Raw genomic sequence first — 23792 nt, 5'->3', positions numbered from 1 at the left:
CGCGGGTCAGCTCGTCCGTCGGGTTCCGAGCGACCGGGCCGCGGGCCCAACTTCCTGATACACAGGGAAGATCACCGTGCCGCGAGCGCCCCGATCGGGGCGGCGAACGCGGCACTGCGCGAAGCCGGGTTCGATGCCGTGCCGTGCCTCATCGACACCTCTCCCGACAGCGCCGAGGCCACCGTCCGCGAGGAGCTTCAAAGCACACATTCGCTTTGGCGATGATCGGCGGGGGCGTACGGATGCTGCCGGAGAACACTTTGCTGTTCGAGCGACTGGTCAACGTCCTGACCGAGGAGGCGCCCGGGATCCGCCTGTGCTTCAACACGACACCGGAGGACACGGTCGAGGCGCTGCGGCGGTGGATCAAGGAGTAGCCAGCGGCATGGACGCAGGAGTGGCGGCGTGGCCGAGAGGGCCCCGACCTCTCTCGCTTTCGTCCAAGCGCCGTCGATCTTTGTCCATCGACGGATCCACCCGGCAGCCGTGAGGGTGGGCCCATGAACGAATTCACGGTCGGGGACACGGACTTACGGTGAGCGACGGCGCCTCCAGGCTCGTTTCGGACGGGCGCGCGGTCGAACGGCGACGGATGCCGAGTGGGCTCGTCGCGCTGGCGCTGGGTGGTTTCGGTATCGGTCTGACCGAGTTCCTGATCGCCGGGCTGCTGCCGCGGGTGGCGTCGAGCCTCGCGGTGTCCGAGGCGGCAGCGGGATGGCTGATCTCCGGGTACGCGCTGAGTGTCGCGGTCGGCGCGATCGTGCTCACCGCGGCGACGGCACGACTGCCCCGCAAGAACGTCCTGGTCGGCCTGGTGGCCTTGTTCGTCATCGGCAACCTGCTGTCCGCCCTGGCGCCGAACTATCCCGTGATGCTGCTGGGGCGGGTCGTCGCGGCGCTGTGCCACGGCTCGTTCTTCGGCATCGGGTCCCTCGTCGCCGGCAGCCTTGTCGCACCGGAGAGGAAGTCCCGTGCGGTGGCCGTCATGTTCGCCGGTCTGACGGTCGCGAACGTGCTGGGCGTGCCCTTCGGCGCGCTGCTCGGGGAGCGCTGGGGCTGGCGGACGGCCTTCTGGGCGGTGACCGCGATCGGCGTGCTGGCCCTCGCGGGCATCGTCGCCCTCGTCCCCGGCCGGCCACCCACGGTGGGCCACCCCGGCCCGGTACCGCCCAGTGGCCTGCGCGCCCAGGTCCGCGCCTTGCGGTCCGGTCAGGTCTGGCTGACCCTGGCGGCCACCGCGCTCGGCTACGGCGGGATGTTCGGTGCGTTCAGCTACATCGCCTACACGTTCACCGAGGTCGGCGGCTTCTCCCCCGCGGATGTCGCCTGGCTGCTCATGGTGTACGGCGTCGGCCTGGTCGTCGGGAACCTGATCGGCGGGCGGGCGGCGGACGGCGACCGTGACCGCGCGCTGGTCCTGTCCCTGCTCGGCCTCACCGTAACGCTGGCCGTGTTCGGTCTGCTGGCCACCAGCGCCACCGCGTCGGTCGTCCTGGTGTTTCTGATGGGCCTGTTCGGGTTCGCCGGCGTGCCCGGACTGATCACTCGCGTCACCGACTACGCCCACGGTGCGGCACTGGCCGCGAGCGCCAACGTGTCCGCGTCCAACGTGGGCAACGCCCTCGGCGCCTGGCTCGGCGGCCTGGCCATCACGGCGGGCCTCGGCTACACGGCGCCGCTCTACGTCGGCGCCGGCGTCGTCCTGATCTCCACCGTCGTCATGGCCGTCGCCGCGAGGCAGGCCGGGTCACCCGGGCGGCCGACTTCCCGGCCTTGCTGATGGGCAGGTCCGGGATGCGGGGGCAGCGGGTGCGGGTGAGGCTGGTGCCATGTCCGTGCGTCACGTGATCGCCTGCCTGCCGTCCGGGGCCGGTGGCGGGTCGGCCCGGGGCGCCGCCGAGCCGGGTCCGAGCCCGTGGCATGAAGGTGCACCGGGGATGTGGGGACCCTGAACAAGCGCAAGGGAACACGAGACGGCCGGGAGCCCGACGTGGAGGCGGTGCTCGACGACCTCTACGTGACGCCTCCGGCCGAATTCGTCGCCCGCCGTGCGGAGTTGGCGGCCGCGGCCAAGACGGCCGGCCACGTCGAGGACGCCCGCCGTCTCCGCGCCGCCCGGCGCCCCACCCTGGCGGCCTGGGCCGCGAACCTGCTGCTGCGCTCCAGGCCCCAGGAGAGCCGGCGGATCCTGGAACTGGGACCGGCGCTGCGCGAGGCGTACCACGCTCTGGACGCCGGTGGCATCAAGGAGCTGGCGGAGCAGCGTCGGCAGATGGTCTCCGCGTTGTCCCGGCAGGCCGCCCAACTGGCCCGTCAGGCGGGGCACCCGCTGTCGGCCACGGTGCAGCAGGACCTCGAGTCCACCCTGCGCGCCGTGCTCGCCGACCCGGAGGCCGCCGACCGGTGGGCCGGCGGCCGCTTGGAGAGCGCGCTCACCCCGCCGTCGGACTTTCCCACCGGCACCGCTGCCACGACCCACGCTCCGCGCAGGCCGACCGCATCCACGGCACCCGCACCGTCCGCGCGGACACGCTCTAAGGACGAACTCGCCGAACGGCGCCGACGGCGGCAGGAGCAGCTCGACGAGGCCCGAGAAGCGGCCGAAGAGGCCACGCGGCGGCTGCACGACAGACGCGCCGAGCAAGCCGACGCCGACGACGCGCTGCGGCAGGCCCGAGACCGGCACGACCAGGCCCGGCAGCAGGTGTCGGCCGCCGAGCAGCAGCTGCGTCAGGCCCGGGAAGAGCTCCAGCGGGCCGAACACGAGCAGCGGGAGGCCGAAGAGCGCGGCCGCACGACCGCGGACGCCCTGGCCCGGGCCGAGCGCGAGGAGCGGGAGGCGGCCCGGGAGGTGAAACGCCTGAGCGCACGCAGGCGTTAGAGACCCGCGGTCGGCCGCCGGCCGGCTTCAGCCGGTGAGGTCCCGGGGTACGGCGAGGTCCTCGTGGGCGAACAGGCGGGCCGGCGCGGACGGATCGTCCTGGGCGCAGGCATCGGCGACCACGTCGATCAGCCGGTCGTAGTCGGGGCCGGTGGCGCCCTCGTACGCCGCGGTCATGCGACCCCACTCGTCCCAGTTCAAGGTCTCCCACTTGCACAGCGCGGCGAGGTCACGGACGGCGTTGCCGCTGATCTCGTGCGGCCCCCAGGCGTGATCCGTGCCCGCCGTACCGAAGGTGTGCGGATCGATCATGCCGCTCCGGTAGCGGACCCATGCCTCGCCGCCGGTGAGGAACTCGCCCGGCGCGAGGTCGTCCGGGCGGGCGACGAAGTCCCTGCCGAGATGCTCGGTGTCCACGCGCACCCATCGGCACCGGGCCTCGTCCCAGTACTCGGTGATCCAGTGGTCGAAGCCGCGCCCCTGCTGGAAGTACGTCCCGAAACCGCACCGGGCGCGGGCGGCGATCCCTCGTGCCCGCAGGAGCGCGCAGGCGATCGTGGCGAAGTGGCGGCAGGTGCCGATCACCCGCGTCGCGGGCGTTCGCGGCCGGTGCAGCGGAGCCGGATCCACGGCGGTCAGCGCGGCGATGAGTTCGCTGACCGGCCGGATGTTCTTCTCTTCCATCCGGCTCTCGGCAATCCCCAGGGCCATGGCATCCGGACCGAATCGGTGTGCGCAGCGGGCGGGGGCGGGCGCAAGCTGGAGGGGTGGTCGCTTCGGCCGCTCGTTGGACGGCACCTGTGGGAGGACCGGGAGATGACTTCGATGGCGAACCTGCCGGACGTGGTGTCGCGCGAGGAGTGGCTCGCCGCCCGCAAGGAACTGCTGGCGCAGGAGAAGGAGCTCACGCGCGCGCGTGACCGGGTGAACGCCCAACGGCGACGGTTGCCGATGGTCCGGGTCGAGAAGGCGTACACCTTCGAGGGTCCGGACGGGACGGTGAGTCTGCCCGACCTGTTCGAGGGGCGCCCTCAGCTGGTCATGCACCACTTCATGTGGATGTACGACATCGACGCCGACGGCGTCGAGCACCCCCGCGACACCGGCTGCCCCAGCTGTTCCTCCGCGGCCGACGGCATCGGCAGGCTGCGGCAGCTGCATGCCCGCAACACGACGCTGGTGGCGGTGAGCCGGGCGCCGTATCCGAAGCTCGCCGCCTACCGTGCGCGGATGGGATGGACGTTCCCCTGGTACTCCTCGGCGGGCGGCGACTTCAACTACGACTTCCACGCGACCGTCGACGAGCGCGTCGCGCCGGTGCAGGTCTTCCACCGCACCGAGGCCGAGCTCGCGGAGGCGGGCATGCCGTGGTCGGAGCGGATGCGCGGCGACTGGCCGGGCGTCAGCGCCTTTCTGCGGGTCGGGGACGAGGTGTTCCACACCTACTCCGCCTTCGGCCGTGGCATCGAGCAGTTCCACTACGGCATCCCGTACCTGGACCTCACCGCACTCGGCCGCCAGGAGGAGTGGGAGGAGCCGAAGGGCCGCGCGGTGCCTCTTGGCCTGCAGGCCGGCGGGCCCGGGTTGCGGCTGCCCGACGAGTACGACGTCTGACGGCTGACGTCTGGCGTTTGGCTCCTGACGGCTGACGGCTCTAGTGGTGGTGCGGGGGATGCGGGGGCGGGGCCGGGATGCTGGACAGTCCTGGGGCGGTTTCCGGCCAGACCAGGAGGACCGGGCAGGGGGCGTGGTCCACGACGAACCGGCTGGCCGGGCCCAGGCTCCTGGGGCCCAGATGGCTGCGATCGCCGTCCCGGGCCAGGATGAGCAGATCGGCGCCGTCGGCCGCGGCGACGACCTCGCGTTCGACGCGGCCGGAGCGTTCCACGCGCGCGCAGTCCCGGCCGAGCCTGTCGGCCGCCGTCTCAAGGAGTTCGCGGGCGGAGTCGGCGGCCAGCTGCTCCATCCGGGTGCCGGGATCCCGCTCGGGGTGGCCCCGGCCGAGCAGACCGGCGAAGGCTCCGTGCGCGGCTCCCGGGCTTTCGTGGCCGGTGACGTGCAGCAGGACGATCTCCGAGCCTTCCGGAACCCGGGAGCGGGCCGCGTCCACGCAGGCCGGCCAGGTGCCCTCCACGATCCACACGATGACGGCCATACAGGTCAGCCTCCGGTTTCTCGGTCCGGTCCGGTCGTATCCGATCGGCCTCGGCCTCGGGTCAATTGGCCGATCGGACGCCGAGGGGCCTCAGATCGGGTTTCGCTCACGTTCCGATCAGTTCCAGTGCGCCCCACAACGCCACCACCGAGCAGATGAGCGCGGCGGGCACGGTGTACAGGCCGAGCCGGGTGAACTCTCCCAGCTCGACGTCAGTGTCGTGCTCGTGCACGATTTTGCGCCACAGCAGCGTCGCCAGGGACCCGGCGTAGGTGAGGTTGGGGCCGATGTTCACGCCGAGCAGCACCGCCAGCACGGCGCCGGGCCCGGCCTGCGCGGTCAGGGGCAGCAGCACCAGCACCGCCGGCAGGTTGTTGATCACGTTCGCCAGTACGGCGGCCAGCGCGGCGATGCCGAGCAGCGCGGGCAGTCCGGTGCCGTCGGGGACGAGCTGGCCGAGGGCGTCGTCCAGCCCGTTGTCGACGACGGCCCGCACCACGATGCCCAGGGCCAGGACGAACGCGAGGAACGGCAGGCCCACGGCCCGGGCCAGGGCCGCGGGAGTGGTCCGGCGCCGGATCAGGGCGCGCACGGCGAGCACCAGCGCTCCCGCGAAGGCCGCCCACGCCGGGTCGATCCCCACCGCCGAGGTCACCACGAACCCGACCAGCGTGCCCGCCACCGTGACGAGGGCGAACAGCGGCAGCTCGGGCGGCCCGGCGGAGGCCGGGGCCTGGGCGCCGGCCTCCAGATCCACCGCGAAGAACCGGCGGAAGACCAGGTACTCGATGCCGATCGCGACCACCCACGGCAGCGCCATCAGCGCGGCGAAGCGGGTGAAGCTCAGCCCGCTCGCGGCGAAGGCCAGCAGGTTGGTGAGGTTGGAGACGGGCAGCAGCAGCGAGGCCGTGTTCGACAGGTGGGTGCAGGCGTACACGTGCGGCTTGGCACGGGCGCCGAGCCGGGCGGCGGTGGCGAAGACGACCGGGGTGAGCAGCACGACCGTGGCGTCCAGGCTCAGCACCGCGGTGATCAGCGAGGCGACGACGAACACCTGCCCCAGGAGCCGGCGTGGCCGGCCCGCGGCGGTGCGTGCCATCCAGGCCCCGCAGGCCTGGAACAGTCCCTCGTCGTCGCACAGTTGGGCCAGCACGAGGACGGCTGCGAGGAAGCCGATCACCGGCCCCAGCCGGGCGGCCTCCTCCGCTGTGTGGTCCAGTGAGATCGCCCCGGTGGCGATGACCACCGCCGCGGCCGGGACGGCGAAGACCGCCTCCGGCAGGCCCCATGGGCGTACCACGGCACAGACCAGTACCACCACGAGGAGGACGGCAGAGAGCGCTTCCGCGAGCGGGCCGTTCAGGGTCGGAGCCTTTCGAGGTGGGGGGTGTCCGGTGCAGCCGGCGGTTGCACAACCGCCTGGTCAGCGGCGTACCCACAGAATAGTCATGCACCCCTGCCGGCACTCCGCACCGACAGCCCACGGCGCAGGCACTCGGCGAGGCGGGCGGCGATGGTGCCGTCCGGGTCGAGGCGCGGGTTGAAGATCGTGACGTCGAGTCCCACGGCGCGCGCATCGGCCAGCGCCGTCCGCAGCACGCTCTCCAACTCGTCCCAGGTCAGCCCGTCGGGCTGGCGGTAGTCGACGGCGGGCATGATCGCGTCGTCCAGGACGTCGACGTCGAGGTGGACCCAGAACCCGGCGCCCGCACCGGCGGCGAGCCGGTCGACGGCTCGGCGCGCTGCCTTGTCCGCGCCGAACGCGCGTACGGCGTCGAGGTCGATGGCGTGCAGCCCGGCCGGGAGCGGCTGCATACCGGCCCGGGCGGACTCGGCGGCGTCGCGGAAGCCGAAGGCCACGACGTCCTCGTCCCGCACCAGGGGGCCGCGGCCCTCGAGGTCGGTGAGGAGCCGGGGGCCGCGGCCCGTGGCCAGGGCGAGTTCCATCGAGGCCGCCTCACCGGTCGGCTCCGCCGAGGGCTGGTAGAAGTCGGTGTGCCCGTCGAGGAACAGCAGGCCGTGGCGTCCGCGGCGGCGCAGGGCGAGGAGGTTGCCGAGCAGGATGCTGCAGTCCCCGCCGAGGACGACGGGGAAGCGGCCCTCGTCGAGAACGCCGCCGACCGCGTCGGCCAGTCGGGCGGAGTACTCCGCGATGGCGTGCGGGTTGAGCACCCCGGTGTCGGCGTCCCTCGTCGGGTCGTAGGCGGGTGGTTCGACCCGGCCGGCCCGTACCGCGCCGGGAGTGGCCGACAGGTGGGCGTCGAGCAGCGCCGCCGGCAGGTCCTGGACCCCGGAGGGCCGCAGGCCGAGCACGGACGGCGCCTCGATGATCGCGATGTCCTGCATGCCCGCTCCTTCCGCCGCTGCCCCCTCCTGCCCGATGCCGCCTCCCCCCATCTGTGCCACATCCCGAGGCCCGGCACCACTCGTGGTCCGAAGCAGGCCCTGCCGAGCCCAGCCCGCACATGGCCAAAACTCATCCCTGTGTGACCGAAGTTGACTCCCGGTGATGCAGAGTTCAACTGCTACCGGCGGTAAAGGCTTGCTTTCGCCCAACCCTGCCCCGTACACCTTTCTCCACAACTGGCCAAGACTCTGGGGGGAGTTGGCTTATGGAAGGCACGGTTGACGGGTTCCGCTATGGTGCGGTGACCCCGGTGGCGGCTTATCTGATGGCCTGCCTGGGAGGGGCGCTGGGACTGCGGTGCATCGTCCGGTCCCTGCTCAACGAGCAGTCGTGGAAGGCGGGTTGGCTGGCGCTGGGCGCCGCATCGATCGGCTGCGGCATCTGGACGATGCACTTCATCGCGATGATCGGCTTCCAGGTCGAGGAGACCCGGATCGGCTACGACGTGGGACTCACCGTCCTCAGCCTCGCCGTGGCCGTCATCGTGGTCGGCGTCGGTGTGTTCATCGTCGGCTATCGGGGCGCGGGCAAGGGCGCTCTGACCGGTGCGGGCGTCATCACCGGCCTCGGTGTGGCCGCCATGCACTACCTGGGCATGGCGGCGATGCACCTCGACGGCAGCATCCAGTACGACGTGTTCACCGTCACGCTCTCGATCCTGATCGCGATCATCGCCGCGACCGCCGCGCTCTGGGCGGCGGTCACCGTCCGCGGCTTCATGACCAGCCTCGGCGCCAGCATGGTCATGGGCGTGGCCGTCTCGGGCATGCACTACACGGGCATGGCCGCCGTCAGCGTGCATCTGCACGGTGCGACCGGCGCGTCGTGGGCCGGTGACTCGCCCACCTCGCTGCTGTTGCCCATGCTCCTGGGGCCGGCCATCTTCCTCCTGCTGGCCGGAGTGGTCGTGATGTTCGACCCGCTCCTGGTCCTCGGCGAGGGCCAGAGGAACCGCTCCGGAACATCCCCGCGTACCGCAGGACCGGGCAGTGCCCCAGGGCAACGGCCGGGCGGCGAGCGGGAGTTCAAGGCACCCACGGCCGGTGCCCGGCCGGCCCACCGGGAACCGTCCGCCCACAAGTGGTGACCCGACGCAAGTCGGGAGGACGGGGCAGGGCGACACGCCGGAGCCCCGCCCTCCCCTTCCCGCCCGTCTCTAGATCATTGTTACGGTGCACAGGTGTCTGACTCCTCACGCGATACCGCCGAAGGCGCCGGTTGGGGCGCCACCGAACTCGGCGAGTACAAGCGGCTGATGCCGTCCAAGGTCGAGAAGATCTCCTGGCTCAGCCCGAAGATGCTCTGGGCCGCCCGCAACGGCGTGCTCGCGTCCTGGTTCGGGGACCCCACGGGCCGTACGCGCAGCCGCTGGGTCGCTCAGCGGGCGGCCGCCGGGGCGCCTGCCGACAAGGTGATCCGGCGCGACGACCCGGACAGCTTCTCCTTCCTCGTCATCGGTGACACCGGCGAGGGCGACGAGCCCCAGTACGCGGTCGTGCCGGGCTTCTCGAAGGTGGGCCAGGACACCAGGTTCGCGGTCCTCGCCAGTGACGTGATCTATCCGGTGGGCAGCGCCGACGACTACGACACCAAGTTCTTCCGCCCGTACCAGGACTACCAGGCACCGATCTACGCGATCCCGGGCAACCACGACTGGTACGAGGACCTCGGCGCGTTCATGCGCGTCTTCTGCGACGACGCCCCGCCCCTCGAACCGGAGGCGGCGCCGCGCCCGCTCAGCAAGGCATGGCTGCGATCGCTGCTGTGGCACAGGCCGCGCAAGGGCGACGGTCAACACCTCCCGCAGGCTCGTGAGTTGAGGTCTGCTCCGGCTCAACAGGCCGTCCAGCCGGGGCCGTACTGGGCGATCGACGCCGGGCCGGTGCGGATCATCGGCATCGACACGGGACTGCTCGGGACCATCGACGCCGAACAGGGCGCCTGGCTGCGCGAGGTGTCCAAGGATCCCCGGCCGAAGATCCTCATCACGGGCCAGCCCCTGTACGTGGACGGTGAGTACCACCCCTGCGCCATCGACGGAGGCGGCACGGTCGACGAGATCGTCCGCGACCCGGCCCACCGCTATGTCGCGGCGATAGGCGGCGACATCCACAACTACCAGCGCTATCCGGTGCAGGTGGACGGCCGCACCATCCAGTACGTCGTCGCGGGCGGCGGCGGTGCGTTCATGCACGCCACGCACACGATTCCGCGGGTCGACATCGCGAACGTCACGGAGAAGGAGTTCCGCTGCTATCCCCTGCGCGGCGACTCCCTGGCCTTCTACAGCGGGCTCTACGGGCGAAGGCTGCGCCTGCGCCGCTTCTTCTCTCTCACCGAGGCGGAGGCCACGGCCGTCGTCGCCGAGCGGCTGGACATCCGGCCGGGTCGCGCACCGGCCGCCGACGCCCGGATCACCCGGCGCACGCGCCTGGTCGCGGGCCTGCTGGGCACCGGACGCCGGCCCGACCGCGCCAAGCGGTTCCGCCTGCCCGTGCGCAAGATCTACACCTCGCTGTTCTCGCCGAGCTCGGCGACCTACAGCCCGCCGTTCTTCAAATGCTTCCTGCGGCTGGACGTCACCCCGCAGACCGTCCGTCTGCGCTGCTACGCCGCGACCGGCAACCGCGCCCAGGAGATTGCCCCGCCGGTGGAGGACGAGGTCACCATTCCCCTGTTCTGACCTGGAGCGGGGCGGCGGGTCGGGGCGGGAACATCGTCGGGCGCGAGGTGGTTGGCACTGCCGTACTCCTTGATCCATGAACGATGGAGGGCCCGTGCCGCCGACCTCACGACCGTTGCGCAAACTCGGTTTCCTCACGATCGGGCTGTTCGACGAGGCGGATCCACGGCGGGGCCACGAATCCACGCTGGAGATCATCGAGCTGGGCGAGCGGCTCGGCTTCGACAGCGCGTGGCTCCGCCACCGTCATCTCCAGTACGGCATCTCCTCCCCCGTCGCCGTCCTCGCGGCGGCCTCCCAGCGCACCAGCCGCATCGAGCTCGGCACCGCCGTCATCCCGCTCGGCTGGGAGAACCCGCTGCGGCTGGCCGAGGACCTGGCGACGGTCGACATCCTGTCGGGGGGCCGTATCAACCCGGGCGTCAGCGTGGGCCCGCCGATGCACTACGACCGGGTCAAGGAGGCCCTGTACCCCGACACGGCCGACGTCGAGGACTTCGGCTACGGGCGGGTGCGGCGGCTGTTGGACTTCGTGCGGGGCAAGCCGGCCACGGACTTCAGCGGCATGGAGGGCTTTGAAGTGTTCTCCGAGCGCGTGCAGCCGCATTCCCCCGGCCTGGGCAGCCGGCTGTGGTACGGCGGCGGCAGCCTGCGTTCGGCGCAGTGGGCCGGCGAGCAGGGGATGAACCTGCTCACCAGCAGTGTCGTCAAGGTGGAGGAGCCCGAAGACGCGGCGGCGGCACCGGACTTCGCGGCGATCCAGCTCTCGCACATCCGCGCCTTCCGCGCCCATCACCCCGACGGCGAGAACGCCCGCGTCTCCCAGGGCCTCGTCGTCATCCCCACCGACTCCGCCACGCCCGAGCAGCGCGCGAAGTACGAGGAGTACGTCGCCAAGCGCACCCCGCGCACCGCGGCACCGCAGGGTCCGGCCCGGCTGCTGTTCGCGCCGGACCTCGTCGGCAGCTCGGCGGAGATCGCCGAACGCCTCCACGCCCACGCCGCGTTCCGCGAGGTCGACGAGGTGGCGTTCGCGCTGCCCTTCACCTTCGAGCACGAGGACTATGTGCAGATCCTCACGGACATCGCCACCCGGCTGGGTCCGGCGCTGGGTTGGCGTTCGGGGACCTGACAGGCAGCCCCTCGCCCTCCGCGAGGACGCGGTCGAGAAGGTGCAGCGGGGCGGGCCGGACCCCGGCGGCCTCGGCCGCGTCCCAGTGGGCAAGGGCACGGGGCAGGTCGACCAGGCCGTGGATGAGGGGGAGAGCGCTCGGCGAGCGGCCGGAGTCCGCGAGATGGGCGTGGAGCAGCGACTCCAGTCGGCACGACGCCAAGGTGCCCGCGATCCCGGGCCGCATGGCGAACCCCGCGCTCGCCACGCCCGGCAGATCGTCACTCAGCCGCGTAACCGTGGCGTCCAGGGCCAGCAGACCGCCTCCGACGACCAGGACGTCCTGGTCGCGGCTCATGCGGTCCAGTGCCCTCGCGGTGTCGAAACAGTGCGGGAAGGAGTCGTCCACGACGGTCGTGCCGGGGCGGAGCCGGTCGATGTCCAGGAGGTTCGTCGCGCCGCTCACGGCGGTGACGATCACGTCGGCCTCGTAGACCGACGCGGGCAGGCTCCGCCCGGACTCGGCGACCTGGACCGGCATCGCGGGATTCCCGGCCGTCAGGTCGGCCGCCAGCCGCTTCAGTCGCACGGTGCTTGCGGGCACGTCGCACAGCAGCAGCCGGGCCGGCGGGCGGGGTGCCGTCGCCAGCAGCAGGCGTAGGGACGAGGTGCCGATCGAGCCGCACCCGACGATCGCCAGGGAGAGATCGTCGAGGCGGCGGCCGGTCGCCGCGAGCGTGGCCCGGACGGTCTTGACCACGGCCACGGTCGTCGACCCGTGACCGGTGGTGAGGGCGGCGCCGGCCGTGGTCTCCCGCAGGACGTCGTAGCCGTAGCCGGTGAGGGACGGGATCATGCCCGCGAGCGAGACGCACCGCGCACCGAGTGAGGCGGCATGCTCCACGGCGCGGGCGGTGCGGGCCGCGAGGTCGCCGCCCGCGGCCAGTTCGTCCGCGAACAGAGGCAGGGCCACGAAGCCGGAGTTCCCGAGCGGGGTCCCGGTCTCCTCCAGCAGCCGGGCACGCCCCTCCGGGAAGAGGAGCGCCCGGATCTCCTCACGGCCGAGGCCGGGACTCTCGGGCGGCAGTCCGGCGATGGCGGCGAGGTGGTGCGGGGCAGGCAGGTATCCGACGAGCGCGGCGTCGAGGTGCCTACGGCGTCGGCGGCCACCGCTGCGGGCCGGCGCGGCTTCGGGGTCCCGCACCTCGCTGAGCGCGTCCCGCAGCTGCCTCCGTATCTCCTCGGCGAACCCGGCGACTTCACGGGAGGTGAGGGCCGCCGCCGAGGCCCGCACGGTGACGCGCAGTCCCTCACCGTCCGCCACCGGCCGCACGGCCAGGAACACGTCGGTGCCCACCGGCGGCGGGGCGAGGGCGGTGTCGGACTCGTCCGCGTGCAGCGTCAGACGGCCCACGGCCTCCGAGCCGAGAGAGGTGAAGTCGAGGAAGGTGAAGAAGAACTGGGCGTGGTGCGGCAGTCCCGCTGCCGTGCGGAGTTCACCGCCCGGCCCTTCGGCCCGGGCCAGGTCGGCCTCGGCGGCTAGGCACCGCAAGTCGTCCTCGAACGAGGGCAGTTGGCCGTCGCTTCCCATGCCGGGGTCACCTCCGCCGGGCCCAGCAGGGCGCAGGGCCACCGCCTCCGCGAACGGGCCGAACACCCGGTGTGCGTCCACCGTGGACTCCTCGCGCCCGGTGACAGCGAGCCCCAGCACGAGATCGCGCTGTCCGGTGAACGCCGCGAGGGCGCGGTAGTACGCGGTGAGCAGCGGGGCGTACGGGGTGCGGTGCGCTGCTCGGGCGAGCCTGCGCAGCGCACCGGTCGTGACGGGGTCCAGGGTGAACCCCGTGGTGTGGAACGCCGGTTGTACGTCGGCGTCCTCGGGGGTCGGGTTGCGCAGCACCGGGGGCGTGTAGGGCGCTCCGAGGCGTGCGCGGTAGTCCTCGGCCTCGGGTCCGTGTGGGTGTGGGCGTACGGCGGACAGGGCGACGTGGTCGCGGAAGGAGCTGTCGAGCGGCGGCAGGCCGTGGGACAGGCCGCGGTCGAGGCGGTCGTACACCGTGAGCAGTTCCCTGGCGAGCAGGGCGGCGCTGTAGCCGTCGCCGATGAGGTGGTGCGCATGGACGACGAGCACGTGCTCGTCGGGGGCCACACCGAACAGCCGCAGCCGCAGCAACGGCCAGGCCCAGGGCTCCAGTCGGCGGCGTGCCTCCTCGGCGATCCGCTCTTCGAGCAGGTCGGGGTGTGCGAGGGTCTCCGCCTCCACGGGCAGACGCAGCGAGTCCGGCAGCTCCTGCTGCACCGGCGGACGGGCGCCCGCGGGGAAGACGGTGCGGAGCATGGGATGCCGGGCCACCAGAACGTCGACGGCGCGCTGGAGGACGTCCTGGCGCAGCGGCCCGCCCAGCCGGAACCGGGCGAGCCAGCCGGAGCCCGCACCGGGGTCGATGGTCTCGGCGAGGAGGAAGCCTCGCTGGGAGGGGGTGAGCGGGTAGGGGCCCGCGAACTGCGCGGAGCCGGAGCCGGAGTCCGGGGTCGGTGCGACCGAGGGGACTGTGGCGGCGGCGGTGTCGAGGGCTGCCGAGATTGCGCTCAGTGTGCGGTGGGTGTAGAGGGTGGTGGGCCGGGGGACGGACGGCAGTTCGTTGCGCAGACGGGCGAAGAGCTCCAGGACCATGATGGAGTCGCCGCCGAGGGCGAAGAAGTCGTCGTCGCGTGTGACGTCCGGGACGTCCAGCAGGGCCGACCAGATGCGTGCCACGGTGCGCTCGGTCGGGGTGGTGGGAGGGGTTCCGGGCCCGGACGGCGCGGACCCGTGAGCACGGTCGTCCCCGTCGCGGCCGACGACGCCGTCGGCGGCGTCCGCACCGCTCGTTCCCTCGCCTTCGCGCGCCAGCAGCTTTCGGTCGATCTTGCCGGTGCCGGTCAGCGGCATCGCCGGCATCGAGCGGATGCGTCCGGGCAGCATGTACGGCGGCAGAACGCGGGCCAGGAAGGCGCGCAGCTCGCGTGCGTCGGGCTCCCCGGCACCGGGCCTGGGCTCGACGTACGCCAACAGGCGTCCCTCGGCGAGCAGCACGGCGGCCCGGGAGACGTCCGGGTGGGTGAGCAGCGCGGCCTCGACCTCGCCGAGTTCGACGCGGTGGCCGCGGACCTTGACCTGGTCGTCGAGCCGGCCGAGGAACTCCAGTGCGCCGTCAGCGGTTCGGCGGACGCGGTCACCGCTGCGGTACCAGCGGTGACCGTCACGTTCGACGAAGGCCTGCGCGGTGAGGTGCGGTTCGCCGAGGTAACCGGGTGTCAGCCCGGTTCCGGCGATGAGCAGTTCACCGGCTTCGCCGGGCGGGCAGGGGCGGCCCGCCTCGGTGACGACGGCCAGTTCGGTCCCGGCCACCGGCCGGCCGATGGGCAGGTGCCGTACGTCGTCGGCGGGCCGGGTGTCGATGATGTGGCAGGTGGCGTTGATGGTGGCCTCGGTGGGCCCGTAGAGGTTGGCGACCCGGTGCTCCGGTCCCCCGCAGGTGTCGAGCAGGTCGAACCAGCGCCGCACGTGGGCGGCGGGGAGTGCCTCGCCTCCCACGTGGACCCAGCGCAGTGCCGACAGGTCCGGGGGGGTGCCGTCCTGTCCCGCCCGGGTCTCGGCGGCGGTCAGCAGCCGCTCCCACAGCGTCGGCACCGAACTCCACACCGTGATGCGGTCGTCGACGATCCGGTCCAGCAGGGCTTCGGGGTCACGGACGAGGTCCCGGGTGAGGGTGTGGATCGTGGCGCCGACCAGCAGGGGTGCCAGCAACTGGCGTACGGAGGCGTCGAAGCAGACATTCGCCGTCTGCGCGAGATGATCCCCCGGGCCGTAGCCGAAGGTGGCCAACGACCAGTCGAGGTAGTTGAGCATGGAGCGGTGGGTGATCGGGACGCCCTTGGGGCGGCCGGTGGAGCCCGAGGTGAAGATGACGTAGGCGATGGCGTCCGGGTCGGCGGGCGGCAGCGGCAGCACGGGGTCCAAGGCCGGTGCCGGGCCGTCGGCGGTGACCAGGGTGATGTCGGCCAGCGCGGCAGTGGCCGCTCGTGTCGCCGTGTGGCACACCACCACGCTCACGCCGGTGCGGTGGACCTGGTCCCGCAGCCGGGCGACGGGGTGAGCGGCGTCCAGGGGCACCCAACCGGCGCCCGAGCGGAGGATGCCGACCACGCCGACGACGGTGTCCGCGCCCGGTTCGGTGAGCAGGCCGACCAGGTCGCCGGGGCGTACGCCGTTCGCTCTCAGCCGGGTGGCGAGAGCGGCGGAGGCGCTGTCGAGTTCGGCGTAAGTGAGCGTCGCGCTGCCGGTGTTGACGGCCACTGCTGTCGGCGTCGCGCGGAACTGGGCGCTCAGGCGGGCCGCGACACCGTCGTCGCCGCGAGATCGGGAACCGGCAGGCGTGACGGGGTGTGCGGCGGTGTCGCCGGGGCGGCTGGTGGTGTCGCCGGGGTGTGTGGCGGCCTTGCCAGGGGAAAGCGACGGCGTCGGCGGTTGTACGGTCGCGGCGCGCAGTTCGCCCAGGTAGTCCGCGGCGAGCCGCTCCACGGTCGTGCGCCGGAAGAGGTGGGCGGGGTGGTTCCAGGACAGGCGCAGGGCTGTGTCGGACTCCCAGCACAGCAGGCCGAGCCGGGTCGCGGCGGAGGCGGTGGCCGCCGCGGTCGGGGTCACGGTGACCGGCCAGTCGCGGCCGTGGCTCACCGGGAAGCGGGCGAAGCTGAACCCGGCCGGGGCGACCGTACGTGGGGCGGGGCCGGTGGCGGGCAGCAGCGCGGCGATGTCGGGGCTGCCGAGCGTGGCGTGGGACTCTGCCTCACGCCAGATCCGCTGCAGCCGGCGCGCCAGCGAGGTCACGGGCTCGTCGGGGTCGACGTCGGCGAAGACCGGCAGGGTGTCGGCGAGCGGGCCCACGAGGCGGTCGATCCCGGGCAGGGGCACCTCCCGGCGGGCGCGCGCCACGTTCACGGCGACGGCCCGCTGTCCGCTCCACCGGGCCAGGCAGCGGCCGTACACCGCGAGGAGGAGATGGAACAGGGAGACCTCGTGGCGGGCGGCCAGCTCGCGCAGCGCCGCCGTGAGCGGTGCGTCGACGGTCGTCTGGTGGTGGGCGAGCGGCGGCTCCGGGAGTGCTTCCGGGTTGCCGTCGTACGGCAGTGCCGGGGCCGTGGCCGACGCGGTGTGCTCGGCGATGCGGTCACGCCAGTACCGCTGGTCCCGGGTGAAGTCGGGCGACCGGCGCTCCGCGGTGACCAGGTCCGCGTAGTCGGCGAACTCGGCGCGTGGGGTGGGGAGTTCGGGGGCGCGCCCGTCGGCGAGGGCGGTGTAGAGCGACCAGAGCTCCTCGCACAGGACCTTGAGGCTGTAGCCGTCCGCGGCGCTGTGATGGACGACCAGCAGCAGGTGGGCGAGGTGCGCGTCACTGCGGTCACGGACCAGAGCGGCACGCACCGGGGCCTCGGCGGTCAGGTCGAACGGGCGGTTGTACAGCCGCTGTTCGAGGTCGGGCAGGGGCGGCGTGGTGGCGTCCGGCTCGTGCACCTCGTACCAGTACGGGGATCGGTCGGTGCGATCGGCTGGTGCGGCGTACTGGCGGGGCGGCGGTGTGCCGTGAGTGGCGTGCGTGGCGTCCGTGGCGTCCGTGGTGATGCGCAGGCGCAGCATCGGGTGGCGTGCCGCGAGGTGGGACAGGGCGAGGCCGAGGAGGTCGGGGTCGAGGGGGCCTCGGACGGTCTGGCGTATGTAGCCGTAGGCGGTGACGCCTTCGTACAGGGCCTCGGTGGTGAGGAAGGCGCGTTGGAGCGGGGTGAGGGGGCGAGGGGTGGTCTCAGCCGCGCGGCGGGTGACGGCGGTGGGGGCGGGGATGAGGGCGGGGGCGGCCGTTGGTGTCTGTCCGCCGAGATGGGCGGCCAGTTCGCCGATCGTCCGGTACTCGAAGAGCAGCGTGGCGGGCAGCGGCAGCCCGAGTTCCGTCTCCAGGCGGCGTGCGAGGTCCACAGCGGTCAGGGAGTCGAGCCCCAGGCCGAGGAACTGCTCGTCGTCGCCGATGTCCTCGGGGGCGCGGTGCAGTGCCTCGGCCAGCAGGCGGCGGACCAGATCGGCGACGCGGTCCGGGTCGACCTCGGCGCCGGCATCGGCTTCGCCGTCCGGTGGGGTACGGGGCGCTGGAACTGCGCTGTCCTGCGTACCGCTCGGGCGGTCCACGGTGACGGCCGGCGCGGGCGGCTCCGAGGGGGTCACCAGCAGATGCGCGGCATCGGTGGCGACGGCCGTGCGCAGCGCGGCGATCGCTGCCCGCGCGGTCATCGGGGTCAGCCCGCGGGCGCGCAGCCGCTGTCGGACCGGTGATCCGGCGGCCAGTCCCGCATCGGCGACAGGCCCGAACCCGATCGCCTGCCAGGGCCGGCCCGCGGCGCGTTCGGCGGCGGCGAAGGCGTCCAGGAAGGCGTTGGCCGCCGCGTAGTCGCCGAGCGCGCCCGCCAGGCCGGGCAGCACCGAGGAGAGGGAGGAGAAGGCGACGCACACCGCCGGTGCCTGGCCGTGTCGCCGCAGCGCCTCGGCGAGCAGCACCGTGCCCCGCACCTTCGCGGCGAGTACCTGCTCGATCTCGCCGTCGCTCTTGGCACGGAGGGTGCCGGGCCGGACCGTACCGGCGGCGTGGAACACCCCATCGAGCGGGGGCAGGGTGGCGAACAGGGCGTCGACGGCGGCCGCGTCGGACACGTCGGCCGCCCGGTACCGGGCCCGGGCGCCCAGGGCGCGGAGTTCGCTGAGCAGCTCGTCGGGAGCGGTCTCGGAGCGGCCGGTCAGGATCAGGTCGCGGGCGCCGCGACCCGCCAGATCACGTGCGAGCGCGGAGCCGAGCCCGCCGGCTCCCCCGGTGATCAGGTACGTGCCGTCCGGCGGCAGGGCATCGAGGGCCGCCGGAGCGTCCGGCACGTCGGACGGCGTACGGCTGAGCCTGCGGCCGGAGCGCCACGCGAACGCGCCCCCCGCCCCCTCCGCGTCCTCCGCGCCCGGCCGGGGGGCCGACCACAGCTCCCGTTCCAAGGCGTCGACCCGGGCGTCGAGCGGGTCGCGGGCGGACAGGTCGATGCCGGCTGCGGCAAGCCCCGGGTACTCCTGCGGGAGCGCCAGCGCGAAGCCGTGCAGGAGCGCCTGCGCCGGGCGCGCCTCTTGCGTCGAGGCACCGACGACGTACGCGTCCTCGGTGACCACCAGCAGTCGGGCGCAGCCGGTGGCGAGCAGGTCGAGCACGGGGCGCAGTGCGGGAACGGCCGCGCTCAGGCCGGTGTCCGTGGTCGCGGCCGTGTCCATGGCCGTGGCCGGGAGGCGTCCGTCTCCGGTGCCCACCGCGCCCGCAAGCCACACCACGGTGTCCGGCGACGCGGAGACCGTCTCGTCCGCGGTGCTGCCCTCCCACATCACGGTCACCCCACGGCCGGTGAGCCGCTCGGCAAGGGCCTGGCCGAGCGACTGGACCGAGCCCAACCCCTCGCCCATGCCCGGCACTTGGGCTGTACCCAGCACCTGGTCGGCGCCGATCAGCCGTACCACGCGAGGCCCCGCCGCCGACGTCAGCGGCGCGTCCCTCCAGTCGAGGCGCCGCACCACGGTTTCCGCGCCGGATTTGCTCGGCCAGTGGCGGGTGCGCTGGAACGGATACGTCGGTACCGGGACCCTCGGCCGTCCGACGCCCCGCCCCGTCCGGTCCAGGGGTGCCGGAACCGTCCCCTCCAGAGCCACCCGATCCAGTTCCGCGCCGCGTGCCCACAGTCGGCCCGCCGTCTCCAACAGGGCCCGCGCCCCGGAGGATTCGGGATCACGGCCCGAGTCCCCGGCGAGTCCTGTCGTCAGCACCGCCACGTCCGGGCCGCCCCGCATGCCGGCGACCGCGCGGACCGCTCCGCCCAGGGTGTTCCCCGGGCCCAGTTCGACGAAATGGTCGTAGCCCTCGTCCAGGAGCCGCGCCACAGCCGCGCCGAACCGTACCGGCTGGACGGCGTGCTCCTGCCAGTAGGCGGGCGTGAGGCCGGGGCGCCATTCGCCGGTGACCGTGCTCAGCATCGGCACGGCCACCGGTTTGACCGTGAGCGCCTTCGCGGCGTCCCGCAGCGGGTCGAGGACCGGCTCCAGCAGCGGCGAGTGGAAGGCGTGCGAGACGCGGAGTCCGCGCGTGGCCACGCCACGTCCCGTCAGCTCCGCCACAGCGCGGTCGACGGCATCCTCGGACCCTGAGATCACCACCTGCCCGGGGCCGTTGACGGCGGCGACGCTCAGCGAGCCGCCGGACGCGGCGACGAGCTCGGCGACGCTGTTCTCGTCTCCCTTGACGGCGACCATGGCTCCGGGCAGGGCCAGTTCACCCACCAGGCGCCCACGCTCCGCGGCGAACCCCACAGCTTCGGCGAGGCTGAGCGCCCCGGCGACGCACGCGGCCGCGATCTCACCCACGCTGTGTCCGGCGACCGCGTCCGCGCCCAGGCCCCACTCCCCCAACTGCCGGGCCAGTCCCACCCCGAACGCGACGAGCAGCGGCTGGGCCACCTCGGTCCTGGCCAACTCCGCGGGATCCGTGCGGGGATCGAGGCACCACTCGGCGAGCGAGCGCCCGAGCACGGGGCCGGTCAGCGAGGAGGCCTCGTCGACGACCTCCCGGAACACCGGAGCCGACCGGTACAGGGCAAGGCCCTGCCCTGGCCGCTGTGCTCCCTGTCCGGGCATCAGGAACACCGTGCGTGGGCGGGAACGGGCGAGCGCGAAGTCTGCCGGGCGGGCGGCATGGAGACGGTCCGCGAGGTCGCCTTCCACGACCACGGCCAGGCGGTGAGGACGGTCGTCGCGGGCGGCGTTGACGGTGGCACAGAGGTCGGCTTCCCGCAGGTCCGGGCGGGTCCGTGCGTACGCGGCCAGGTCGGCGGCGGCCGTTCGGAGGGCGTCGGGGCTGTGGGCCGACAGCGTGAGCAGGTGCGGGCCGTCGGCGGCGGACACTGGAGAGGTTGTCCGTCCGGGTGCCTCCTCCAGTACGGCATGCGCGTTGGTCCCGCCGAAGCCGAAGGCGTTGACGCCCGCGACCAGGGGTCCGGGGGTCCGCCATTCCCGCTGCTCGGTGACGAGTTCGAAGCCCGGGGCGACACGTTCCAGGTAGGGCGCGGGCGTGGCCGTGTTCGGGGCGGGCGGGATCCGGCGGTGCTGGAGCGCCAGGACCGTCTTGAGCAGGCCGGGCATGCCGGCGGCGTTCAGCAGGTGACCGATGTTGGCCTTGACCGAGCCGAGCAGGCGCGGAAGCCCGTCGCTGCGGGGCGGGAAGGCGTGCCCGAGCGACTGCGCCTCGATCGGGTCGCCCACCGGAGTGCCGGTGCCGTGTGCCTCGACGTACGACACCGCGTCGGGGTCGACGCCGCACTCGCCGTACGCCTGGGTGATGACCTCGCGCTGGGTACGCGGGTTGGGGGCGAGCAGGCTGAGCGATCGCCCGTCGTTGTTGACGGCCGTGCCACGGACCAGGGCGAGTACCGCATCGCCGTCCCGCCGTGCGTCGTCCAGGCGGGAGAGGACGAGGACCGCTCCGCCTTCTCCGGGCACGATGCCGTCGGCGGCGGCGCCGAAGGGGCGGCCACTGCCCGTCGGGGAGAGCGCGCCCGCGCGTGCGAGCAGCCGGTGGCCGGTCGGGGTGAGCGCGAGCTGGACACCGCCGACGACCGCGACATCGCATTCGCCGCTCTGGAGGCTGCGCCGCGCCAGGTGCAGCGCAACGAGCGCGGAGGAACAGGCGGTGTCGACCGCGAGGGCGGGGCCGTCCAGGTCGAGGGCCTGGCAGAGGCGGGCGGCGATCAGGTTGGGCAGGTTCCCGGTGAGCGCGCCCGGGTGGGCGGCGAGGTCGCCGTCCGTGGCGGCGGCCAGGATCTCCCGGTAGCCGCTGTCGCTCACGGCGGCGAACACACCGATCCGGCGACCGGTCCGCCGCGGTCCCGCGTACCCGGCGCGCTCCAGGGCTTCGTGGGCCAGCTCCAGGAAGATCCGCGCCTGCGGGTCGGTCGCGCGGGCCTCCTCGTCGTCCAGGCCGAAGAACGCGGCGTCGAAGTCCGCCGGGTCCGGGAGGAAGGACCCGAAGAGACCGGGGCCGTCCGGCGCGCTCTCCCAGCGGGTGTCGGGTGCGGGGGTCACCGTGTCACGTCCGGCGAGGAGCAGCTCCCAGAACGCCTCGGGCGTCGAAGCACCGGGGAACCGGCAGGCCATGCCGAGCACCGCCACCGGCTGGTTCCCCGCGTTCGCACCGGACGGCACCGAGGCGCGCTCGGCGTCGGTCGTGTCCGTCACCCCGCCGCCATCGGAACGTGACGACGCTCCTGACGTCACCTCACATCCCGTACTGGCACTGGTCAGTTGGGCCAGCACATGTCCGGCCAGCGCGCCCACCGTGTCGTGGTCGCGCAGCACACGCGGCTCCACCGTGACGGCGAAGGCGTCCTCGATCCCGGCGAGCACCGCCATCGCCTTCAGCGAGGATCCCCCGAGCGCGAAGAACCGGTCGTCGCGGTCGATGTCCGCCGGCGCGAGGTCCAGGATCCGTGCCCAGATACCCCGTAGCGCGTCCTCGACGTCGCGCCGTGAGCGTGGCTCGGGCCCCTGCGGACGGAGCCCTTCCGCAGGGGGCAACTCGGCCTTGGACAGGGCCGACTCGGCCTTGGGCAGGATCGGCTTGGCCCCGACCCGGTCACGCTCACCCTCAAGCCGATCAGGCTCACCCTCGACCCGCGCCGCGGACAGCCGCTCCTCGACCGCCGCGTACGCGCCCGCCTCGAACCGCACCCGCATCACAGCGCGCCGCAGCTTGCCGCTCGTCGTGCGGGGAAACGCCCCGGGCGGCAGGGGCAACACCCGTACGTCGTCGTGGCCCAATGCCTCGCGGACCCGGGCCGCGGCGGCGTCGAGTACCGGCAGAGCCGTGGCCGGGGCGGGCCGCGCCCACTGCACGAACACCACGACACGGTCGCCCCCGGTGTCCGGGTCGGTGGATCCGATCGCCGCCACCGTCCCGCCGGGCAGTCCCTCAGTGGCGGCGGCGGTCTCCTCGATGTCGGGTGCGTGGAAGGTGCGGCCGCCGACGAAGACGACGTCCTTGTGACGGCCGGTGACGCACAGGCGGCCCTCGTCCAGGAAGCCGACGTCGCCGGTGCGCAGCCAGCCACCGCAGAACGCGGCGGCGCTCGCCTCGGGGCTGCGGTGGTAGCCGCGGGCCACCTGGGGACCCCGTACCTCGATGTGACCGATCCGCCGCTCGCCGAGGGACCTGCCGGAGTCGTCGGTGACGCGGATCTCGCAGTCCGGCACGGGGCGGCCCACGTCCATCAGTTCGACGGCGTCCGGTCCGGGTTCGGCGGGAACGGCCCGGCCACGGCTGAGCGCCGTCCGGTCCAGTGCCAGCGGTTCGGCGATCTCCCCGAGCGGGGGTACGGTCACCGCGAGGGTGGCCTCGGCCAGTCCGTAGACCGGCAGCATGGCCGTGGCGTCCAGCCCCGCCGGGCCGGCCTTGGCGGTGAACTCCCGCCACACGCGCGGTGCGATGGGCTCGGCGCCCACGAGCATCAGCCGTACGCAGCTCAGGTCCGAGCCGGCCCAGGTGCTGTCCGGCACCCGCCGCACCGCCAGCGCCAGCGCGAAGTTCGCCGCCGACAGCAGGGTCGCCTTGTGCCGCGTCACCGCTTCGAGCCAGCGGGCCGGACGCTTGGCGAAGGTCAGGGGTTCGAGGCGTACCTGCTTCAGGCGCGCGGCCATGGGGACGAGGTGGGTGCCTATCAGGCCCATGTCGTGGAAGTACGGCATCCAGGTCGCCACCACGTCGTCCGGGGTGATCGCCATGGCGGCGCGGATCTGCCGGAGGTTCGCGAGCACGGCCTCGTGGGTGAGCTCCACGCCCTTCGGGGCGCCGGTGCTGCCGGAGGAGAACTGCAGGAAGGCGAGGTCCTGTGGATCCCTGCGGGGCAGCGAGCACAGCGGGTCGCCCTCGCGCAACGCGCTCAGGCGCAGGGCGCGCACCGGGCCGGGGATCTCGGCGAGCAGGGCTTCGGTGGTGTCGTCGACCACCACGGCGGGCCTGCCCAGGAACTCCCAGACCGGTCCGACCCGGCGCGTCTCCGGGGCGAGCGGCACGGGCACGAGTCCCGCCGCCAGGGCGCCCCAGAACATCGGCTGGAAGTCCTCGCCGAGCTCCGCGAGCAGCGGAACGGGCGTGCCGGGCTCGAGCCCCGCCGCGCGCAGACCCCCGGCCACGCGCAGGGCGTCGTCGTGGAGTTCGGCGAAGGTGACGGTGTGTTCGCTGCCGTCTCCGCGGACATGGACGACGACCTGACCGGGTTCTTCCTCGGCGGCCCGCAGCAGGATGTCGAGGAGCGTGACGGCGGTACGGCGCCCGGCAGTCGGCATGCGCTTCCTTCCTCGTCGCACGGGGCCAGGGCACCCGCCAGCAGCGTTTTCGATCATTCACCAGTATGACGAGGAGAATGTTCGACCGGTTCACCGCCGAATTGCCCTGCCCCGGA

The 23792-nt window shown here is 73.2% G+C and carries 12 protein-coding genes; 7 read left to right on the top strand and 5 right to left on the bottom strand.

The features are described 5' to 3' along the window. The first annotated feature begins 221 nt into the window (after window positions 1–221). The 3 genes from EJ357_RS48740 (at window position 222) to EJ357_RS45155 (ending at window position 2881) form a co-directional block, all read left to right on the top strand. Entirely contained in the window at window positions 222–377 is a 156-nt protein-coding gene (locus EJ357_RS48740) for a hypothetical protein (RefSeq protein ID WP_175647761.1), read from the top strand. 215 nt (window positions 378–592) lie between these two features. Then, window positions 593–1780, top strand: coding sequence for an MFS transporter (locus EJ357_RS45160; protein WP_126400893.1), 1188 nt, complete (start codon window positions 593–595; stop codon window positions 1778–1780). Between the two features lie 159 nt (window positions 1781–1939). Continuing rightward, window positions 1940–2881, top strand: a complete 942-nt coding sequence (locus tag EJ357_RS45155; protein ID WP_126398348.1) for a hypothetical protein — start codon at window positions 1940–1942, stop codon at window positions 2879–2881. Between the two features lie 27 nt (window positions 2882–2908). Here the strand turns inward: EJ357_RS45155 and EJ357_RS45150 are convergent, their stop codons facing one another. Further along, window positions 2909–3592, bottom strand: a complete 684-nt coding sequence (locus EJ357_RS45150) for a transglutaminase domain-containing protein (protein WP_126398346.1) — start codon at window positions 3590–3592, stop codon at window positions 2909–2911. A gap of 105 nt (window positions 3593–3697) precedes the next feature. Between EJ357_RS45150 and EJ357_RS45145 the strand changes: the two genes are divergently transcribed. After that, complete coding sequence (locus tag EJ357_RS45145; protein ID WP_126398344.1) at window positions 3698–4495, top strand: DUF899 domain-containing protein; 798 nt, start codon at window positions 3698–3700, stop codon at window positions 4493–4495. A gap of 40 nt (window positions 4496–4535) precedes the next feature. On the opposite strand, the gene EJ357_RS45140 is transcribed toward EJ357_RS45145, so the two are convergent. From EJ357_RS45140 to EJ357_RS45130, 3 genes are all read right to left on the bottom strand, one after another. Next, a complete protein-coding gene (locus EJ357_RS45140; protein WP_126398342.1) occupies window positions 4536–5036 on the bottom strand; it encodes a universal stress protein in 501 nt (166 codons plus the stop codon). A 106-nt stretch (window positions 5037–5142) separates the two neighbouring features. Further along, window positions 5143–6399, bottom strand: coding sequence for an SLC13 family permease (locus EJ357_RS45135; protein ID WP_126398333.1), 1257 nt, complete (start codon window positions 6397–6399; stop codon window positions 5143–5145). 83 nt (window positions 6400–6482) lie between these two features. Further along, complete coding sequence (locus EJ357_RS45130) at window positions 6483–7382, bottom strand: arginase family protein (RefSeq protein ID WP_126398331.1); 900 nt, start codon at window positions 7380–7382, stop codon at window positions 6483–6485. A 266-nt stretch (window positions 7383–7648) separates the two neighbouring features. Between EJ357_RS45130 and EJ357_RS45125 the strand changes: the two genes are divergently transcribed. The 3 genes from EJ357_RS45125 to EJ357_RS45115 all read left to right on the top strand — a co-directional run bounded on the left by EJ357_RS45125 (window position 7649) and on the right by EJ357_RS45115 (window position 11258). After that, entirely contained in the window at window positions 7649–8530 is an 882-nt protein-coding gene (locus EJ357_RS45125) for an MHYT domain-containing protein (protein ID WP_126398329.1), read from the top strand. A 93-nt stretch (window positions 8531–8623) separates the two neighbouring features. Next, entirely contained in the window at window positions 8624–10126 is a 1503-nt protein-coding gene (locus tag EJ357_RS45120; protein WP_126398327.1) for a metallophosphoesterase family protein, read from the top strand. 94 nt (window positions 10127–10220) lie between these two features. Beyond that, window positions 10221–11258 (top strand): LLM class flavin-dependent oxidoreductase, encoded by a 1038-nt coding sequence (locus EJ357_RS45115; RefSeq protein WP_126400891.1) that lies wholly within the window; start codon window positions 10221–10223, stop codon window positions 11256–11258. Here EJ357_RS45115 and EJ357_RS45110 read toward each other — a convergent pair. Further along, a complete protein-coding gene (locus tag EJ357_RS45110) occupies window positions 11203–23676 on the bottom strand; it encodes a non-ribosomal peptide synthetase/type I polyketide synthase (RefSeq protein WP_126398325.1) in 12474 nt (4157 codons plus the stop codon). The genes EJ357_RS45115 and EJ357_RS45110 overlap by 56 nt on opposite strands. Window positions 23677–23792 lie beyond the last annotated feature (116 nt).

Origin of the sequence: Streptomyces cyaneochromogenes, from assembly GCF_003963535.1 — a bacterium.
GTDB lineage: Bacteria > Actinomycetota > Actinomycetes > Streptomycetales > Streptomycetaceae > Streptomyces > Streptomyces shaanxiensis.
The sequence above is the reverse complement of the archived record's forward strand: the minus strand, read 5'-3'. Positions and strand labels throughout refer to the sequence as shown.